Source organism: Paenibacillus oceani, from assembly GCF_014705615.1.
Taxonomy (GTDB): Bacteria; Bacillota; Bacilli; order Paenibacillales; family NBRC-103111; genus Paenibacillus_AB; species Paenibacillus_AB oceani.
The window spans coordinates 1-1,001 of the sequence record NZ_JACXJA010000094.1 but is presented as its reverse complement, the minus strand read 5'-3'; the positions used below and the strand labels follow the sequence as shown (position 1 = coordinate 1,001).

Genomic DNA, 1,001 nt, shown 5'->3' with positions numbered 1-1,001 from the left:
CGGATCTGATTCAAAATGGTCGCTTCGCTCGGACGAGTTCCCGTCAAATCTTCCAACAACTGGGCAATCCGGTTCAAGGGGAGCAGATGCTGCTGATTCAGGTAGATCATCCAGGCCCGGAGAGTAGAGCCGTATTGGACAGGGGCGGAAACATCCTGAGGAAATTCGGCATGCTGAAGACGACGGCAATGCGGGCAGCACTTCTCCTCCGCCCGGTATTCCGTAACCGTCACACGTGGCATAGGCAAATCGAACACTTGACGAGGGATATACCGGACAGCTGGTACTTCTTTCAAAGAAGCTGCACAATGGCTGCAAGTGGAGAGCGGTTGCTCGATCACGACGTCAGGTTGCTCCACGGGGGACAGGGTGACTCCTTGGTGTCCGACAGGCGCTCCACGCTTTCCTCCCTTCGGACGCAAGCTGACTGGTTTTCGCAACCCGTCGCTGGAAGGCGGTTTATGACTATTTTGGGAATTCTGTTCGAGCTGCCTCGTCAGTTCATGAACTTGTTGCTCCAACTGCTGGACACGTTCGGTTAACGTTTGCTTCGTATTCTCGACCTGCTGGGATTGACGGAGCATCGCATGAATCAAGGTGGCCATTCGCGGTTCCGCCTTCTTCAGCAGACGCTTACCGGTTTTACCGAGTTTCATCTCACAACCCTCCTCTCGTTGGGGAGCGGAACAACGGATCGTTCTCTTCGGTACAAGCAGCAGAAGCTTTTTGGTCAGCAAGCATTCGACTATATTGTTGGTATTCTTGTTCCAACCGTTTGTTTTTTTTGAGGTTTTGGTAGGTGAGGACTTTAAGCTCTTGGGTGTATTGGAGCAAGGCGTTCAGATAGGCCGCGGTTTCCGGATCAGCTTGTCTCAGGAGTCGCTTCTCTTTCGCTTTCAGTCTCATCGCGCTCGCTCCTATTAAAAAATAGTTCCATTACTTTTCATTACACAAATTTCCCATCATTCAAACCATCTTTTTTGAGGTACCTAAGTAGTTAC

2 protein-coding genes are annotated in these 1,001 nt (G+C 50.9%); both read right to left on the bottom strand.

Features of this window, described 5'->3' with window-relative positions; translation table 11 throughout:
- Positions 1–656, bottom strand: a 656-nt coding sequence (locus tag IDH45_RS33745) for a DUF6444 domain-containing protein (protein ID WP_190932552.1), incomplete at its 3' end; no start/stop codon positions are given.
- Between the two features lies 1 nt (position 657).
- Complete coding sequence (locus IDH45_RS33740; protein WP_190932551.1) at positions 658–906, bottom strand: hypothetical protein; 249 nt, start codon at positions 904–906, stop codon at positions 658–660.
- Positions 907–1,001 lie beyond the last annotated feature (95 nt).